The 15,747-nt window shown below is 73.5% G+C and carries 14 protein-coding genes and 1 pseudogene; 11 read left to right on the plus strand and 4 right to left on the minus strand.

All coding sequences use genetic code 11. The annotated features are described in order from the left end of the window. Positions 1-247 precede the first annotated feature (247 nt). From MicB006_RS32695 to MicB006_RS02225, 5 genes are all read left to right on the plus strand, one after another. Positions 248-871 (plus strand): hypothetical protein, encoded by a 624-nt coding sequence (locus MicB006_RS32695; RefSeq protein ID WP_370013406.1) that lies wholly within the window; start codon positions 248-250, stop codon positions 869-871. After that, positions 871-1,599, plus strand: a complete 729-nt coding sequence (locus MicB006_RS02210; protein WP_116511091.1) for a type II secretion system F family protein — start codon at positions 871-873, stop codon at positions 1,597-1,599. The genes MicB006_RS32695 and MicB006_RS02210 overlap by 1 nt, the downstream gene beginning before the upstream one ends. Positions 1,600-1,622: 23 nt before the next feature. After that, complete coding sequence (locus MicB006_RS02215; RefSeq protein ID WP_013283643.1) at positions 1,623-1,790, plus strand: DUF4244 domain-containing protein; 168 nt, start codon at positions 1,623-1,625, stop codon at positions 1,788-1,790. 113 nt (positions 1,791-1,903) lie between these two features. Further along, a complete protein-coding gene (locus MicB006_RS02220) occupies positions 1,904-2,302 on the plus strand; it encodes a TadE family type IV pilus minor pilin (RefSeq protein ID WP_225980612.1) in 399 nt (132 codons plus the stop codon). Further along, positions 2,299-2,682 (plus strand): Rv3654c family TadE-like protein, encoded by a 384-nt coding sequence (locus MicB006_RS02225; RefSeq protein WP_192900174.1) that lies wholly within the window; start codon positions 2,299-2,301, stop codon positions 2,680-2,682. Before MicB006_RS02220 ends, MicB006_RS02225 begins: the two co-directional genes overlap by 4 nt. 241 nt (positions 2,683-2,923) lie before the next feature. On the opposite strand, the gene MicB006_RS02230 is transcribed toward MicB006_RS02225, so the two are convergent. The 3 genes and pseudogenes from MicB006_RS02230 to MicB006_RS02245 all read right to left on the minus strand — a co-directional run. Beyond that, a complete protein-coding gene (locus MicB006_RS02230) occupies positions 2,924-3,502 on the minus strand; it encodes a hypothetical protein (RefSeq protein ID WP_030503750.1) in 579 nt (192 codons plus the stop codon). A 141-nt stretch (positions 3,503-3,643) separates the two neighbouring features. Continuing rightward, a complete protein-coding gene (locus MicB006_RS02235; protein ID WP_073826232.1) occupies positions 3,644-3,850 on the minus strand; it encodes a hypothetical protein in 207 nt (68 codons plus the stop codon). 629 nt (positions 3,851-4,479) lie between these two features. Next, positions 4,480-6,792: pseudogene (locus MicB006_RS02245) on the minus strand (DEAD/DEAH box helicase); the annotation flags it as partial. A 133-nt stretch (positions 6,793-6,925) separates the two neighbouring features. Between MicB006_RS02245 and MicB006_RS02250 the strand changes: the two are divergent. The 6 genes from MicB006_RS02250 (at position 6,926) to topA (ending at position 14,734) form a co-directional block, all read left to right on the plus strand. Next, positions 6,926-7,276 carry an STAS domain-containing protein gene (locus MicB006_RS02250; protein ID WP_013283649.1) on the plus strand — a complete coding sequence of 117 codons (351 nt, stop codon included), beginning with the start codon at positions 6,926-6,928 and terminating at the stop codon, positions 7,274-7,276. Beyond that, positions 7,276-7,713 (plus strand): ATP-binding protein, encoded by a 438-nt coding sequence (locus tag MicB006_RS02255; RefSeq protein ID WP_116503509.1) that lies wholly within the window; start codon positions 7,276-7,278, stop codon positions 7,711-7,713. The genes MicB006_RS02250 and MicB006_RS02255 overlap by 1 nt, the downstream gene beginning before the upstream one ends. Before the next feature lie 320 nt (positions 7,714-8,033). Then, positions 8,034-10,385, plus strand: coding sequence for a sodium-translocating pyrophosphatase (locus MicB006_RS02260; protein ID WP_116503511.1), 2,352 nt, complete (start codon positions 8,034-8,036; stop codon positions 10,383-10,385). 102 nt (positions 10,386-10,487) lie between these two features. Continuing rightward, positions 10,488-11,030, plus strand: coding sequence for a hypothetical protein (locus MicB006_RS02265; protein WP_116503513.1), 543 nt, complete (start codon positions 10,488-10,490; stop codon positions 11,028-11,030). After that, on the plus strand, positions 11,021-11,629 hold the full coding sequence (locus tag MicB006_RS02270; protein WP_073826216.1) for a hypothetical protein: 609 nt from the start codon (positions 11,021-11,023) through the stop codon (positions 11,627-11,629). The genes MicB006_RS02265 and MicB006_RS02270 overlap by 10 nt, the downstream gene beginning before the upstream one ends. A gap of 270 nt (positions 11,630-11,899) precedes the next feature. Next, entirely contained in the window at positions 11,900-14,734 is a 2,835-nt protein-coding gene (gene topA / locus MicB006_RS02275) for a type I DNA topoisomerase (RefSeq protein ID WP_116503515.1), read from the plus strand. A gap of 46 nt (positions 14,735-14,780) precedes the next feature. On the opposite strand, the gene MicB006_RS02280 is transcribed toward topA, so the two are convergent. Then, positions 14,781-15,701 (minus strand): DUF559 domain-containing protein, encoded by a 921-nt coding sequence (locus tag MicB006_RS02280; RefSeq protein ID WP_116511097.1) that lies wholly within the window; start codon positions 15,699-15,701, stop codon positions 14,781-14,783. Positions 15,702-15,747: the final 46 nt, after the last annotated feature.

Genomic DNA, 15,747 nt, shown 5'->3' on the forward strand with positions numbered 1-15,747 from the left:
CGACGCCGGGCCGCAGTCGTCCGGCCGACCGTCGGGCCGCGCTCGGGAACCACGTCGGCCCGGAGCCGGGCACCCGACACATCGGTGGGCTGGCCTCGGGCCTGCATCCGCGCCAGCGCATCGGGCAGCGCAATGGGCCGGCCTCGGGCCGGCCCACCGGGCAGGGGAGTGGGCCCGCCCCGGGCCTGCTTCCGCGCTGGCGCACCGGGCACGGCAGTGGGCCGGCCTCGGCCCGGCGACGCTCGCGGTGAACGGCGACCGATCGGCCGGCCCGTCGGCGCCTCCGCTGTTCACCCTCCGACGCGCGCTACCCGTGTCGGCGCTGTCCGGCGCCGTGACCGGGGTGCTGCTCGGTGGCCCGGTGGCGGCGCTGGCGCTGGCCACGTACGGCGTCCTCGCGGCGCGGGCGGTGCTGCGTCGGCATACCCATCGGGCGGCCGCCCTCGCGCACCGCCGCGACCTCGACCGGCTGGCCGCCGTCGCCGCCGACCTGCGGGCCGGGCTGCCGGCCGACCTCGACGACGGGCCGGGTCGGGTCGCGCGACTCGCCCGGGCCGCCGGAAAGCTCGCCGACAGCACCGGGGCGCCCCTGGCCGACCTGCTGGAACGGATCGAGGCCGACGCCCGCGCCGCCGACCGAGGGCTCGCCGCTGCCGCCGACCAGGCCGCCGGGGCACGGGCGACCGCCTGGTTGCTCGCCGCGCTGCCCCTGGGCGGGATCGGTCTGGGCTACGGCATCGGGGTGGACCCGGTGGCGGTGCTGCTGCACACGCCCGTGGGTGGCGGCAGCGCGCTCGCGGCCGTCGCGTTGCAGGTCGGCGGGCTGCTCTGGGCGGAGCGGCTCGGCGTCACACCGGGATGGGCCGCCTGATGTCCCGTCAGGTGCTGGCGGCCGTGTGCCTCGGTGGCGCCGCGTTGCTCCTGGTCGTCGCCGCTCCGACGGTCCGCCCGGCCCGGCGGTTGCGCCGGCTGGCCCCGGCGCCCCGGCCGCCCCGCCCGGCGTGGTGGCCGGATCGGGTACGGCTGGGCGCAGCGCTGGCCGGGCTGGCCGTGCCGGTGGTGGTCGGCGGCTGGACCGGTCTGGTCCTCGGGCTGCTGACCGGTGTCGCCGCCGATCGTCTGCTGCGGCGGATCGAGCCGCGCGCAGCCCGGGACCGACGTCTGCGGGAGACAGCCGATCTGCCGCTGGCCGCGGACCTGCTGGCCGCCGCGCTGCGGGCGGGCGCACCGGTCGACCGTTCGGTGCTGGCGGTCGCCGAGGCGCTCGGCGGCCCGCTCGCCAACCGGCTCGGCCGGGTGGGCCGCACGCTGGGCCTTGGCGGTACGGCAACCGAGGCATGGGCGCACCTGAGCTGCGTGGCCGGGGCCGAACCCGTGGTCGCGGCGGCGGTCCGGTCGGCGAACAGCGGCGCCGCGCTGGCTCGCGCGCTGACCCGGCTCGCCGACGATCTCCGCGCCGAACGGTCGACCGCCGCCGAGGCGGCCGCCCGGCGCGCGGGCGTGCTCATCGTGCTGCCGCTCGGGCTCTGTTTCCTGCCCGCCTTCATTCTCGCCGGTCTGGTGCCGGTGATCGTCGCCGTCCTCGGCGACGTGCTGTGAACCATCGAGAAAGGACTACCGAGATGCGCAAACTCCTCACCCGCCTGCGGGGTGACGCCGGCATGAACACCGCCGAGTACGCCGTCGGCACGCTCGCCGCGGTCGCCTTCGCCGGGATCCTGCTGAAGGTGCTCACCTCCGGCAACGTGCAGTCCGCGCTGACCGCCGTCATCGACCGGGCCCTGAAGTGATTCCGCGCCGGTGGGCCGGCCGTCACGGGCGCTGGTTCCCCGCTCCGACTTACCCGCTGAGCGTCCCGACCGGAGCGGGCCCGATCCGCGACGCCGCCGGCATCCGGGCCGGGGTGGTCGCGAGTGCGCTCGTCCGCCTGCTCCGCCGGGGACGTTCGTGGGTCGCGTGCGAGCGGGGCTCCTTCACCGCCGAACTGGCGGCCGGCCTGCCGGCGCTCATGCTGCTGCTCCTCGCGGGGCTGACGGCGGTGAACGCGGTGGGTACCCGGATCGGCTGCGTCGACGCGGCCCGGGAGGCGGCGCTCGCCGCGGCCCGGGGCGAGTCCGGCGCGGTCGCCGGCCTCCGGTACGCCCCCGACGGCGCCGAGGTGTCGGTGACTGTGGCAGGCGACCGGGTCACGGCGACGGTTCGGGCACCGGTCCGGACGTTCGGTGCTCGGCTGCCGAGACTGAGCGTGTCGGGGCAGGCGGCGGCGGCAGTGGAACCCGGCGCGCCGGGGCCGGTGCCGTGACAGCCATCCGGCCGTCGCGCCGAACCGCCGCCGAGCGGGGCGGAGCCACGGTGTGCCTGCTCGCGATCGGGCTGGTGTTCGTGCTGGTCGGGATGTTCGGCGCCGCGCTCGGGGCCGCCCGGTGCGCTCGGCACCAGGCCCGCAACGCGGCGGACCTCGGGGCGCTCGCCGGCGCCGGGCGGGTGCTCGACGGCGTCGAGGGCGCGTGCGCTCGCGCGGCCGAGCTGGTGGCGGCCAACGAAGGCCGGATGACCGGCTGCCGGGTCGACGGGCTCGACCTGATCGTCACAGCGCGGGTACGAGTCGAGCCGCTGCCCGGGCTGACCCGTCACGCCACCGCGGCGTCCCGGGCCGGGCCGGCCCGGCACGCCGACGGCTGACGCGGCCAGGCCGGGGCGGGACGTTGCCGGCCGAGGCGGCCGGGGCGGGACGGGACGCCGCTGGTTGACGTGTCGCCCAGCCCAGGGCGCCGCTGGGTGACGCGGCCGCGCCGGACCGGGCGTAGCCGGCTGACACGGCCGAGCCGGGGCGGTACGCCGATGGCGCTGACACGGCCGGAGCCGGGGCGTCATTCGCTGGCGCGCCCGGCTCCGGCCGGCGGGTTGAACAGGTGGCGCAGGGTCAGCGGGACTGGAGCGCATCCAGCCCGACGGCCATCGCGATCACCAGGCGACGGTCGATCTGCGGGTGGTGGATGTCGACGACGTACCGGTCGCGCAGGCCCCACTTCTTGTCGACCGAGAACACCGGCTGGCCACCGGCCACGAAGTCGAAGTGGTACGGCAGCCAGGAGAGCGAGTCGACGAACCGGCGCAGCAGCGCGACCGGCAGGCTGCGCTCCTGCCCGGTGGCCGGCGGCAGCCCGGGCTGCTCGACGTGCCACGTCGAGCGCAGCAGCGACTGCGCGAAGTCCTTGCGGAACAGTCCGATCGGATTGCCGGCGTGGTCGGTCACGTCGTAGGTGGCGCCGAGGTCGAGCCGCTGCCGGGCCTTGAAGCCGAGAAGGGGGTACTGCTTGGAGTCGTCGGTGTAGATGGTCACCTGCTCCTTGAAGGCGAGCCGCTTCTGCTGCGCGAACGCGAGCAGCCCGGCCTCGGAGCCGTCGGGCGCCGCGGCGTGCACCTCGTACTGGTTGACCATCATCCGGATTCGCTGGCGGACGATGAACCGGTTATGGGCCTGCAGATTGTCGAGCGACATCAGATCTCCTTCGAGGGGTCGCCGGAGTCTCGCACAGCAGGCCCGCCGCCGCTTACCCCCACTCGCGCCAGGATCACCGCTCGCGGGGGCCTCCGGCTTCCGGGCAACCACCCACCCCACAAGGCGAACGACGACGGAAGGTCAACGACCGCCGTCGACCGTGGCCTTCATCGCCCAGGTGTTCAGCACCTGATGAATGCCGCGCAGGCGCTCGTTGATCTGCTCCAGCCGCTCCGCCTGGGCGAGGGTGGCCAGCGCGGTGCCCAGCGCGATCTGCTGGTCGGGGGTGAGGTTTTCCTGGTCGATGGTGTAGAGCAACTCGACGGTCTCGGCGATCGTGTCGGCCATGGCGGCACCTCCGGCGGGACGGGTCTGGGGTCACCTCTGCGCTACCGGAAATGATGCATGGAAGCGCTCCCATACATCAATGCCCCGAGCGCCCTACGCTCATGCACCTGTCCCACCAACCAGACTCCCCGGGCCCCGCGGAACCGCACGGCCTAGCTTGATCGACACCAGTTCGGCGAAGTGGTGGGGTCCAGCACCTGTCGATACCGCAACGTCCCCGAACTGGCGGGCGGGCAGCGGCCCTGAGCGCCCGCCCGGCGTGGCTCGGCGGGGCCGGCCGGTCAGGCGGGTGGGCCACCGGCCGTCTGAGCTGGGCGGGCCACCCGGTCGCCCTGCCGGGGGAGCGCCTCGCCGCGCCCCGGGCCGGTATCCGCCTCCGGGCCGGCATCCGCCTCCGGGCCGGTATCCGCCTCCGGGCCGGCATCCGCCTCCGGGCCGGTATCCGCCTCCGGGCCGGCATCCGCCTCCGGGCCGGTATCCGCCTCCGGGCCGGCATCCGCCTCCGGGCCGGTATCCGCCTCCGGGCCGGCATCCGCCTCCGGGCCGGTATCCGCCTCCGGGCCGGCACCCGCCTCCGGGCCGGTATCCGCCTCCGAGCCGGCACCCGCCGCCGCGCCGCCGACCTTGGCGAGGTTTGCCAGCACCACGTCGAGGACCTTCACCGCCTCCGGCTTCGCCAGCGGGTTGTTGCCGTTTCCGCACTTCGGGGACTGGACGCAGGACGGGCACCCGGTCTCGCACCCGCACTCGGCGATCGCGTCCCGGGTGGCGCGCAGCCAGGCGGCGGCAGTGCCGTACGCCCGCTCGGCGAAACCCGCGCCGCCGGGATGCCCGTCGTAGACGAAGACCGTGGGCGCCTCGGTGTCCGGGTGCAGGGCGGTGGAGAGCCCACCGATGTCCCACCTGTCGCAGGTCGCCATCAGCGGCAGCAGGCCGATGGCGGCGTGCTCGGCCGCATGCAGCGCGCCCGGCACGTCGGCCGCCTCGACTCCGGCGGCGGTGAGCGACCCGAGGGAGAGCGTGAACCACACCGCGACGGTGCGCAGCTCCCGCGCGGGCAGGTCGAGCGGGCGGGTGTCGATCACCTCGCCGGTGGCGATGCGCCGCCGCTGGTACGACACCACCTGGCTGGTCACGTCCACCTCGCCGAGGAACAGCCCGACCGGGCCGGCGTCCACGTACGAGCGGACCGACACCACCGACAGCGAGGTGACGTCGCGGGCGTGGGTGGACCAGTCCGGCTCCTCGGCGTGCACCAGCGCGCACCCGTCGGCCAGGTCGAGCGAGTCGACCACGTACGAGACGCCCTGGTGCAGGTAGACCGCGCCGGTGTGCAGCAGGAAGTGCGCCGATCCGCCGTCGACGGTGCCGAGCAGCCGGCCGGTGGACTCCTCCACCACGCAGACCGGGGCGCCGCCCTCGCCGCGCAGGTCGACCTCGGGCCGTTCCCGGTGCCGCCAGTACCAGCCGGTGGGCCGCTGCCGCAGCGCCCCCGCCTCGACCAGCGAGTCCACCGCCTCCTTCGCGCCTTCACCGAACAGGTCCAGGTCGGCGGGGGTGAGCGGGGACTCGTGGGCGGCGCAGGCGAGTTGCGGGGCGAGCACGTACGGGTTGGCCGGGTCGAGCACCGTCGCCTCGACCGGCCGCCCGAACAGCGCCTCCGGGTGGTGGACCAGGTAGGTGTCGAGCGGGTCGTCGCGGGCCACCAGCACGGCGAGCGCCTCGTCGCCGGAGCGCCCGGCCCGCCCGGCCTGCTGCCACAGCGACGCGCGGGTGCCGGGCCAGCCGCAGATCAGCACCGCGTCCAGCCCGACCAGGTCGACGCCGAGTTCGAGCGCGTTGGTGGAGGCGAGCCCGAGCAGGTCGCCGTGCAGCAGCGCCCGTTCCAGCTCGCGGCGCTCTTCGCGCAGGTAGCCGGCCCGGTAGGCGGCCACCCGCTCGCCCAGCCCGGGCACCGCCTCGTCCAGCGACCGCCGGGCGTTCGCGGCGACCACCTCGGCGCCCCGGCGGGACCGCACGAACGCGAGCGTGCGTACCCCCTCGACCACGCTGTCGGCGAGCAGGTCCGCGGTCTCCCGCAGCGCGGAGCGCCGGACCTGGACGAGGTCGGCGTCGACCGACGAGTCGCTCGGCGGCAGCAGCGGCGGCTCCCAGAGCGCGAACGTCACCCCGCCGCGCGGCGACGTGTCCTCGGTGACGGCGGTGACGGGCAGGCCGGTGAGCCGCCCGGCCGCCGTCGCCGGGTCGCCCGACGTGGCCGACGCGAGCAGGAACACCGGTGTACGCCCGAAGCGCGCGCACTGCCGCCGCAACCGCCGCAGGACGTGCGCGACGTGGGAGCCGAACACGCCCCGGTAGGTGTGGCACTCGTCGACCACCACGTACGCGAGCCGGCGCAGGAACCCGGACCAGTGGGCGTGGCCGGGCAGGATGCCGTGGTGCAGCATGTCCGGGTTGGTCAGCACGAACCGGGAGTGCCGGCGGATCCACTCCCGCTCGGCGCGCGGCGTGTCCCCGTCGTAGGTGGCGGGGCGTACCCCGTCGAGTTCGAGACCGGCGACGGCGCGGAGCTGGTCGGCGGCGAGCGCCTTGGTCGGCGCCAGGTAGAGCACCGTGGCGCGCGGGTCGGCGAGCAGCGTGCTCAGTGCCGGCAGCTGGTACGCCAGTGACTTGCCGGACGCCGTGCCGGTGGCGACCACGACATGCTTGCCCGCGTACGCCAGCTCGGCGGCCTCGGCCTGGTGCCGCCACGGGGCGGTGACGCCGCGCCGTGCGAACGCCGCCCGCAGTTCCTCCGGTGCCCAGCCGGGCCACCCGACCGGCTCGCCGGCGCGGGCCGGGACGCGTTCGACGTGGGTGACCGGGTCGGTGGCGTGACGGAGCCGCAGCCGGCGCAGCAGCTCGCCCGGCGCACGCCGCGGGCCGGAGCTGTGGTCGGTCACGTCCTGCACTCTCGCACTGGTGTTCGGAATTGGGAACCGCGGGGTGGGGGTAAGGGAGGGGCGTGGCCGGTGATCCGATCGGGCTGCACGGGGGATGGTTAGATGCCCAGGAGAGTTTACCGAGGAGGGGCCGATGGAGCTGTCGCTGGCGACCCGCGCCGTGGGGGAGCACACGGTGCTCGAGGTCGGTGGTGAGGTGGATGTCTACACCGCCCCCCGCCTGCGGGAACGGCTTCTTGAGTTGATCGACGGCGGGGCCCGCCACGTGGTGGTCGACCTGGGCCGGGTGGACTTCCTCGACTCGACCGGACTGGGCGTGCTCGTGGGCGCGCTGAAGCGGCTGCGCTCGGCCGGTGGCTCGTTCGCCCTGGTCTGCGACAAGGAGCCGCTGCTCAAGATCTTCCGGATCACCGCCCTGGACCAGGTCTTCCCGCTGCACCCGACGGTCGACGCGGCCATCGCCGCCGACTCCACCGGCGCGTGATGGCCACCGTCAAGCTTTCCTTCTCTCCGGCCCCGGTGCACGTGCGCACCGCACGCCTGGTCGGCGTCGCGGTGGCGCGGCGGGCCGGCGTACGCGAGGACCTGCTGGACGAGGTGCGCCTGGCCATCGGTGAGGCGTGCACCCGGGCGGTCGCGCTGCACCGGCAGTACGGCCTGGCCGAACCGGTGTACGTGGAGATGTCCGACACCGGTGGCTACACGGTCCGGGTGGTCGACCGGGCTCCGATCGAGGCGGGCCTCGGCCTGGCCGCGCTCGGGCCGGACGAGCTGGCCAAGGAGTCGCTGAGCGAGGACGCGCTCACCACCGGGGTGGGCTTCGCGCTGCTCGCCGGTTTCGTGGAGGACCTCCAGGTCCGCCCGGTCGAGGAGGGCGTCGGCACCGAGGTCCGGATGACCTGGCCCGCCGGACGCGCCTGACCTTTCCGCTCACGCAGGCCGCGTTCCCCGCTCGGGGAGCGCGGCCTCGTCGTGTTGACCGGGCCATATATCAGATTTCTTCGCATAACACAGTTACGAAGATCATCGAGACACGGTGCCCCCTGCCTGTGACCCTCGCCACGCCAGAGGGCTACAGTACCCGGGTTGTCAGCAAGTGATCCGGTCCCGCAGCCAGCGGGAACGGGAGTAGATCGCTGGTCCGCCAGGGTGGGTTGGCGCGCGCTTGCGAGTCCGCATCCAGGCGTCGGCCCGTGCGTCTCCACCGGCCGGCGCGAGTTGTTCGGTACAGGAGGACATAGATGTCCGGGACCTTGGCCGCCGACGGCGGCGCACTGTCCCTTACCGGAGCCAACGTGACGTACGTCGTCATCGCCGCGGTCATCGCGCTGGTGGCGCTCGTCTTCGCGGCCGCCCTCACCAGGGCGGTCCTGGCGGCCGGTACGGGAACCCCCAAGATGCAGGAGATCTCCGGGGCGGTGCAGGAGGGCGCCTCGGCGTACCTGCTGCGGCAGTTCCGCACGCTGGCGATCTTCGTGGCGATCGCCGTCGTGTTGCTGTTCCTGCTGCCGGTGCACGACACCGACGGCAACGAAACGCTGGTGAAGGTCGGCCGCTCGGCGTTCTTCGTGGTGGGTGCGCTGTTCAGCGCGTTCATCGGCGGCGCCGGCATGTGGCTGGCCACCCGCGCCAACCTGCGGGTGGCAGCGGCCGCGCGGGAGCGCGAAGGCGGGCGCGAGGGCGCCATGAAGATCGCCTTCCGCACCGGCGGCGTGGTCGGCTTCCTCACCGTCGGCCTCGGCCTGTTCGGCGCGGCGCTCGTCGTGCTGATGTTCCGGGGCGACGCCCCGACCGTGCTGGAGGGCTTCGGCTTCGGCGCCGCGCTGCTCGCCATGTTCATGCGGGTGGGCGGCGGCATCTTCACCAAGGCCGCCGACGTCGGCGCCGACCTGGTCGGCAAGGTCGAGCAGGGCATCCCGGAGGACGACCCGCGCAACGCCGCCACCATCGCCGACAACGTGGGCGACAACGTCGGCGACTGCGCCGGCATGGCCGCCGACCTGTTCGAGTCGTACGCGGTCACGCTCGTCGCGGCGCTGATCCTCGGCCGGGCCGCGTTCGGTGAGACCGGCCTGGTCTTCCCGCTGATCATCTCCACCATCGGCGTGCTCGTCGCGATCGTCGGCGTCTTCATCACCCGGCTGCGCGCCAGCGACCGCAACGGCCTGACCGCCATCAACCGGGCGTTCTACCTCTCCGCGCTCCTCGCCGCGGTGCTCGTCGCGATCGCGGCGTTCGCGTACCTGCCGGCCACCTTCGCCGAGCTGGAGGGCGGGCTGACCGACGTCGACCGCGACCCGCGGCTGGTGGCCATCGGCGCGGTCGTGATCGGCATCGTGCTGGCCGCCGCGATCCAGGCGCTGACCGGCTACTTCACCGAGACCAACAGGCGTCCGGTGCAGGACATCGGCAAGAGCTCGCAGACCGGCGCCGCCACCGTCATCCTCGCCGGCATCAGCATCGGCCTGGAGTCGGCCGTCTACTCGGCGCTGCTGATCGGCGCCGGCGTGTTCGGCGCGTTCCTGCTGGGCGGCAGCTCGATCACGCTGTCGCTGTTCGCTGTCGCGCTGGCCGGCACCGGCCTGCTCACCACCGTCGGCGTCATCGTCGCGATGGACACGTTCGGCCCGATCTCCGACAACGCGCAGGGCGTGGCCGAGATGTCCGGCGACATCGACGAGCACGGCGCGCAGACGCTGACCGAGCTGGACGCGGTCGGCAACACCACCAAGGCGATCACCAAGGGCATCGCGATCGCCACCGCCGTGCTGGCCGCGACCGCGCTGTTCGGCTCGTACACCGACACGCTGAAGAACGCCTACAGCGACGCGACGGGGGCCGAGGAGACCGACGCGCTGATCGACCAGCTGCTCAACGTCGCCAACCCGCGCAACCTGGTCGGTCTGATCATCGGCGCCGCGGTTGTCTTCCTCTTCTCCGGCCTGGCCATCAACGCGGTCTCCCGCTCGGCCGGCGCCGTGGTGATGGAGGTACGCCGCCAGTTCCGCGAGCTGCCCGGCATCATGGACCGCACCCAGCGGCCCGAGTACGGCAAGGTCGTGGACATCTGCACCCGCGACGCCCAGCGTGAGCTGTTGACCCCCGGCCTGCTGGCCATCCTGGCTCCGATCGCTGTCGGCTTCGGCCTCGGCGCGGGCGCGCTCGCCGCGTACCTGGCCGGCGCGATCGGCGCGGGCACGCTGATGGCGGTGTTCCTGGCCAACTCCGGTGGCGCCTGGGACAACGGCAAGAAGCTGGTGGAGGACGGCGCGTACGGCGGCAAGGGCTCCGACGCGCACGCCGCCACTGTCATCGGCGACACCGTCGGCGACCCGTTCAAGGACACCGCCGGCCCGGCGATCAACCCGCTGCTCAAGGTGATGAACCTGGTGTCGCTGCTGATCGCCCCGGCCGTGGTGGCCTGGAGCGTGGGCGACGACAAGAACAACCCGCTGCGCATCACGATCGCCGTGGTCGCCGCGCTGATCATCGCGGGGGCCGTGGTGTTCAGCAAGCGCAAGGGCGTGGCGATGACCGACTCGGACAGCGACGCCGGCAAGCCGGACCAGCAACCGGAGACGGTCAACGCCTGATCTCCACGCGACGGTTCCCGGCCGGCCCCGGCCGGCCGGGAACCCCGTGCCCGCCAAACCTGAGCGGTGGCGGTTCCGCCTGGAGGTCGTACGCTGCAACGCATGCGTACGCGCCGGGCGGCAACCGCCGGAAAGCTCACGGTGGTCCTGGCCACGCTGGTCCTCGTCGTCGCCGGGTGCGGCGGCGGCCCGAGCCCGCGGGTCTGGGCCGCGTCGGTCTGCCAGGCGCTCACCCCGTGGCGCGCGGAGATCTCCAAGCTGACCAGCAGCACCCAGCAGCAGATGACCGCGCAGACCACTCCGACGCAGGCCAAGGAGAACCTGGTCCGCCTCTTCGCGGGTGCCGAGCAGGCCAGCGAGACGGCCCGGCGCAAGGTCGAGGAGGCGGGCGTGCCGGAGGCCGAGCGCGGCGCCGAGGTGTCCGCCGGGTTCCTGGGGTCGCTCAGCAAGATGCGCGACGCGTACGGCCGGGCCCGGGACGCCATCGACCAGCTCGACACCGCCCAGGCCGGCCCGTTCTACGACGGCGTGCGCGCCGCCGTGGACACGCTCAACAAGGAGTACGACGCGAGCGCGCTGGACACCAGCAAGCTCAACTCGACAGAGCTGAAAGAGGCCTTCGACGAGGTCCCGGAGTGTCGCTGACCCCTCCCACCCCGAAACCGGCCCGCCAGCCCTCGCTGTTCTCCACCGAGGCGGCCGATCCCGCGCTGGCGGATCTCGCCGGCCTGCTCGCCGGGCCGGGTGAGGTGGGGCGGATGGGCGGAACAGCCCGGATCTCCGTGGTGGTGGACGCCGCCTGGCGGGTGCACGTGCTGGTGGCGGAGCTGGGCGCCCGGGGCGTGCCGGCGAGCTGGGAGCCGACCGAGGACGGGCGGCACCGGGTGCGCACCGCGTACACGAGCATGCTGGCGCCGCTCGCGCGGGCCTGGCTGCGCGGGGCGGTGAAGCGGCCACCGGCCCGCTTCCACCTGGACGGGCGGCGGCTGCGGCTGTGGGCGGCAGCAGCCGGCACGGCCGAGCCGGCCGGGTTCCGGCTGCTGCTCGGCGCGGCCGACGAGCCGTGCTGGCCGGTGGTCCGCGCCGCGCTGGCGGCGGTCGGCCTGCCGGCCGCGTTCGTGGAGCCGGACGAGGGTGGGCCCGCGTTCCGGATCGGCGGGCGGCGCATGTCGCGGCTCGCCGAGTTGGTGGGGGAACGGCCGGCCACGGCGCCGGCGACGGAGTGGCCGGGCTCGCACGGCTGACCGTCCGGGTGTCCGAACCCGGACACCCGGAGACGACTCCGCCGGGTGTACGCGATCGTCACAGTGACACGCCTGCCGCCCTACCCACGGTGTACCGTGACGCCGTCCGGCAGGGTGCGGCCGGCGGTCGCCGGGAGAGCGGCCCGTTTGCCGCCCACGAAACCCGGAACGCGGACGGCGCGTTACGTTGGACATCCGGACCGCCCGTGGTCCGGGTGGCGCAACACGGCCCGAAGCGGGCATGGCGTAGGAGTGAGGTCGGGGAGAGACGTGCCGAGCAACGCTGGAACCACCCGTCTGGTCATCGTCGAGTCTCCGGCGAAGGCCAAGACGATCTCGGGCTACCTCGGCCCGGGGTACGTCGTGGAGGCCAGCTTCGGCCACGTCCGGGACCTGCCCCGCAACGCCGCCGACGTCCCCGCGAAGTACAAGGGTGAGCCGTGGGCGCGGCTCGGCGTCGACGTCGACAACGGCTTCCACGCGCTCTACGTGGTCTCGGCCGACCGTAAGCAGCAGATCAGCAAGCTGGTGAAGCTGGCCAAGGAGGTCGACGAGATCTTCCTGGCGACGGATGAGGACCGCGAGGGCGAGGCCATCGCCTGGCACCTGGTGGAGACGCTCAAGCCCAAGGTGCCGGTCAAGCGGATGGTCTTCCACGAGATCACCAAGCCGGCCATCCAGGCCGCGGTGGCCAACCCCCGGGAGATCGACCGCGACCTGGTCGACGCCCAGGAGGCGCGGCGCATCCTCGACCGCCTCTACGGGTACGAGGTCTCGCCGGTGCTGTGGAAGAAGGTCATGCCGAAGCTGTCGGCGGGCCGGGTGCAGTCCGTGGCGACCCGGATCGTGGTCGAGCGGGAGCGCCAGCGGATGGCGTTCCGGACCGCCGAGTACTGGGACATCCTGGCCACGCTCGCGGTGGCGAAGCCGGGCGAGGGCCCGCGCACGTTCAACGCCACGCTCGTCGCGCTGAACGGCGACCGGATCGCCACCGGCAAGGACTTCGAGCCGACCACCGGCAAGGTGCGGCCCGGCGCGGGCGTGGTGCACCTGGACGAGGGCGGCGCCCGTGGGCTGGCGGCCCGCCTGGCCGACCGGCCGTTCACAGTCACCCGGGTCGAGGAGAAGCCCTACCGCCGCCGCCCGTACGCGCCGTTCATCACCTCCACGCTCCAGCAGGAGGCGGCCCGCAAGATGCGGTTCTCGTCGCAGCAGACGATGCGCACCGCGCAGCGCCTGTACGAGAACGGCTACATCACCTACATGCGTACCGACTCGGTGAACCTGTCCGAGACGGCCATCGCGGCCGCCCGCCGGCAGATCGTCGAGCTGTACGGCGAGCGCAGCGTGCCGCCGGAGCCGCGCCGCTACACCGGCAAGGTGAAGAACGCGCAGGAGGCGCACGAGGCGATCCGCCCGGCCGGCGACAACTTCCGCACCCCCGGCGAGGTGGCCAAGGAGCTGTCCGCCGAGGAGTTCAAGCTCTACGAGCTGATCTGGCGGCGCACCATCGCCTCGCAGATGACCGACGCGGTCGGCTCCAGCGTGTCGGTGCGCATCCGCGCCGTCTCCTCCGCCCAGGAGGAGGCCGACTTCGGCGCGACCGGCAAGACCATCACCGACCCGGGCTTCCTGCGGGCGTACGTCGAGTCCAGCGACGACGAGAACGCCGAGGCCGAGGACGCCGAGCGGCGGCTGCCCACGCTGGTCAAGGACCAGCCGCTGACCGCCGACGAGCTGAACGCGCAGGGCCACCACACCCAGCCGCCCTCCCGTTACACCGAGGCGTCGCTGGTCAAGGCCCTCGAAGAGCTGGGCATCGGCCGGCCCTCCACGTACGCGTCGATCATGCAGACGATCCAGGACCGCGGGTACGTGGTGAAGCGCGGCCAGGCCATGATCCCGTCGTTCCTGGCGTTCGCCGTGATCGGGCTGATGGAGCGGCACTACCCGCGCCTGATCGACTACGACTTCACCGCCAGCATGGAGAACGAGCTGGACGAGATCGCCGGCGGTGACCACGCCGCCGTCGACTTCCTCACCTCCTTCTACTTCGGCAGCACCAACGGCACCGGCGACCAGGCCATCGCGCACGCCGGCGGCCTGAAGAAGCTGGTCACCGAGAACCTCAGCGAGATCGACGCGCGCAGCGTCAACTCCATCCCGCTGTTCACCGACGACGAGGGCCGCGAGGTCGTCGTCCGGGTCGGCCGGTACGGGCCGTACCTGCAGCGGGCGCTGCCCGGCTCGGTTTCGGGCTCGGCCTCGGCCTCGGGTGAGGGTGAGGGCGAGGAGGGCGGCTCGCAGGGGGACCGGGCGCCGATCCCCGAGGGCCTGGCGCCGGACGAGCTGACCCCGGAGAAGGTGCACGAGCTGTTCCTCGGCGGCGGCGGTGAGCGCAAGCTCGGCGACGACCCGTCGACCGGCGAGCCGATCCTGCTCAAGTCCGGCCGGTTCGGCCCGTACGTGGCCAGCGGCGATCGCAAGTCGTCGCTGCTGCGCTCGCAGACGCCGGACAGCCTCACCCTGGAGCAGGCGTTGCAGCTGCTGCGCCTGCCCCGGCTGATCGGCGTGGCCCCGGACGGCGCCGAGGTCGTCGCCAACAACGGCCGCTACGGCCCGTACGTCAAGCGCGGTGACGACTTCCGCTCGCTGGACTCGGAAGACAAGATGTTCACCGTCACGCTGGACGAGGCGCTGGCGTTGCTGGCCGCCCCGAAGACGCGCCAGCGCCGGGCCGCCGCGCCGCCGCTGCGGGAGATGGGCAACGACCCGCTCACCGAGAAGCCCCTGGTGATCAAGGACGGGCGCTTCGGGCCGTACGTCACCGACGGCGAGTTCAACGCGTCGCTGCGGCGCGGGCAGACGCCGGAGGAGCTGACGCTGGAGCAGGCGTCGGAGATGCTCGCCGAGAAGCGTGCGAAGGGCCCGGCCCCCAAGAAGAAGGCCGCGAAGAAGGCCGCCCCGGCGAAGAAGACAACGGCCGCGAAGAAGACAACCGCAGCGAAGAAGACGACGGCCGCCAACGCCAAGGCCACGGCGGCCAAGAAGGCCCCCGCGAAGAAGGCCGCTCCCAAGAAGGCGACCTCAACCCCGAACGAGTGATCTTGGTACGGAGGCGCCCCTGGAAGGGCGGTTCTGTACCAAGATCTCAGCCGGGCCAGCCTGCGGATCGCAGGGCGGCACGCAACTGTGTGATCACGCGAGTGGGGTCGTTGCGGACGGCCCAGGCGGGGAAGCGGAGTACCCGGTCACCGGTTGCCCAGACGTCGTTCTGCCGCTGCATGTCGGCCCAGGCGGTCCTGGGGTCGAGGTGCTGCCCACCGTCGACTTCGACGTGCACCCGCCACCGCTCGAACCACACGTCCAGGTAGCGTCGCCGCCCGGTGGCGTCCCGTCGCACGGCCTGGAGGGACGGCTCGGGCAGCCCGGATCGCCGGACGAGATCGAGGAAGTCGAGTTCGGCGAGCGAGTGGGCGCCGCCCGCCGCGTCCGTGGCGGTTGCCAGGATCAGGCGACGGCGACGCGCTCGGGGAAGCCGTTCCAGCACCCGGTGCAGGTCCTCGCCCCAGACCAGGCGTTGCTGGAAGCCCGCCGCGATGACGGCCCGTGCCTCCTCGTCGGTCGCCGCCCACTGTGCCGCGTCCACCAGCGAACGGGCCGGCATGGTCCGGCGGGGCTGGCCGACGGCGAGCACGTCCTCCGGTGCCAGCACCGTGGTGCGGTGGATACGTACGCCCGGTGGCAGCGCCCGGGTCTGGTGTCGAGCCGGTAGCAGTAGATGGATCAGAGGGCTCTCGTAGCGCCTGAGTCCCCAGCACTGGGCCGCGGTGAGCCCGCCCAGCATCGCGGCCGGTCCTGCTGCCAGCACGGCCACCCAGCGTCGCTCCGTCGCGCCGACCGGGCCGTCATGGGTGACGTAGACCCTCGGGTGCACCTGCTGCCAGCGCCCGCTGGCGACCCGGTGTCGGATCGCCTTCTCGGACAGGAACCGTCGCGCCTGCGCCGCACCGAGCACGCGCCCCTGACGGAACAGCAACCAGCTCAGTTCCCCCGCGAAATCCCTCGGCATCTCCACACCAGCAACCCCACCGGAGCGGCACCCGTCGTCGCTGCCC

It is taken from the genome of Micromonospora sp. B006 (genome assembly GCF_003408515.1).
GTDB lineage: Bacteria > Actinomycetota > Actinomycetes > Mycobacteriales > Micromonosporaceae > Micromonospora > Micromonospora echinospora_A.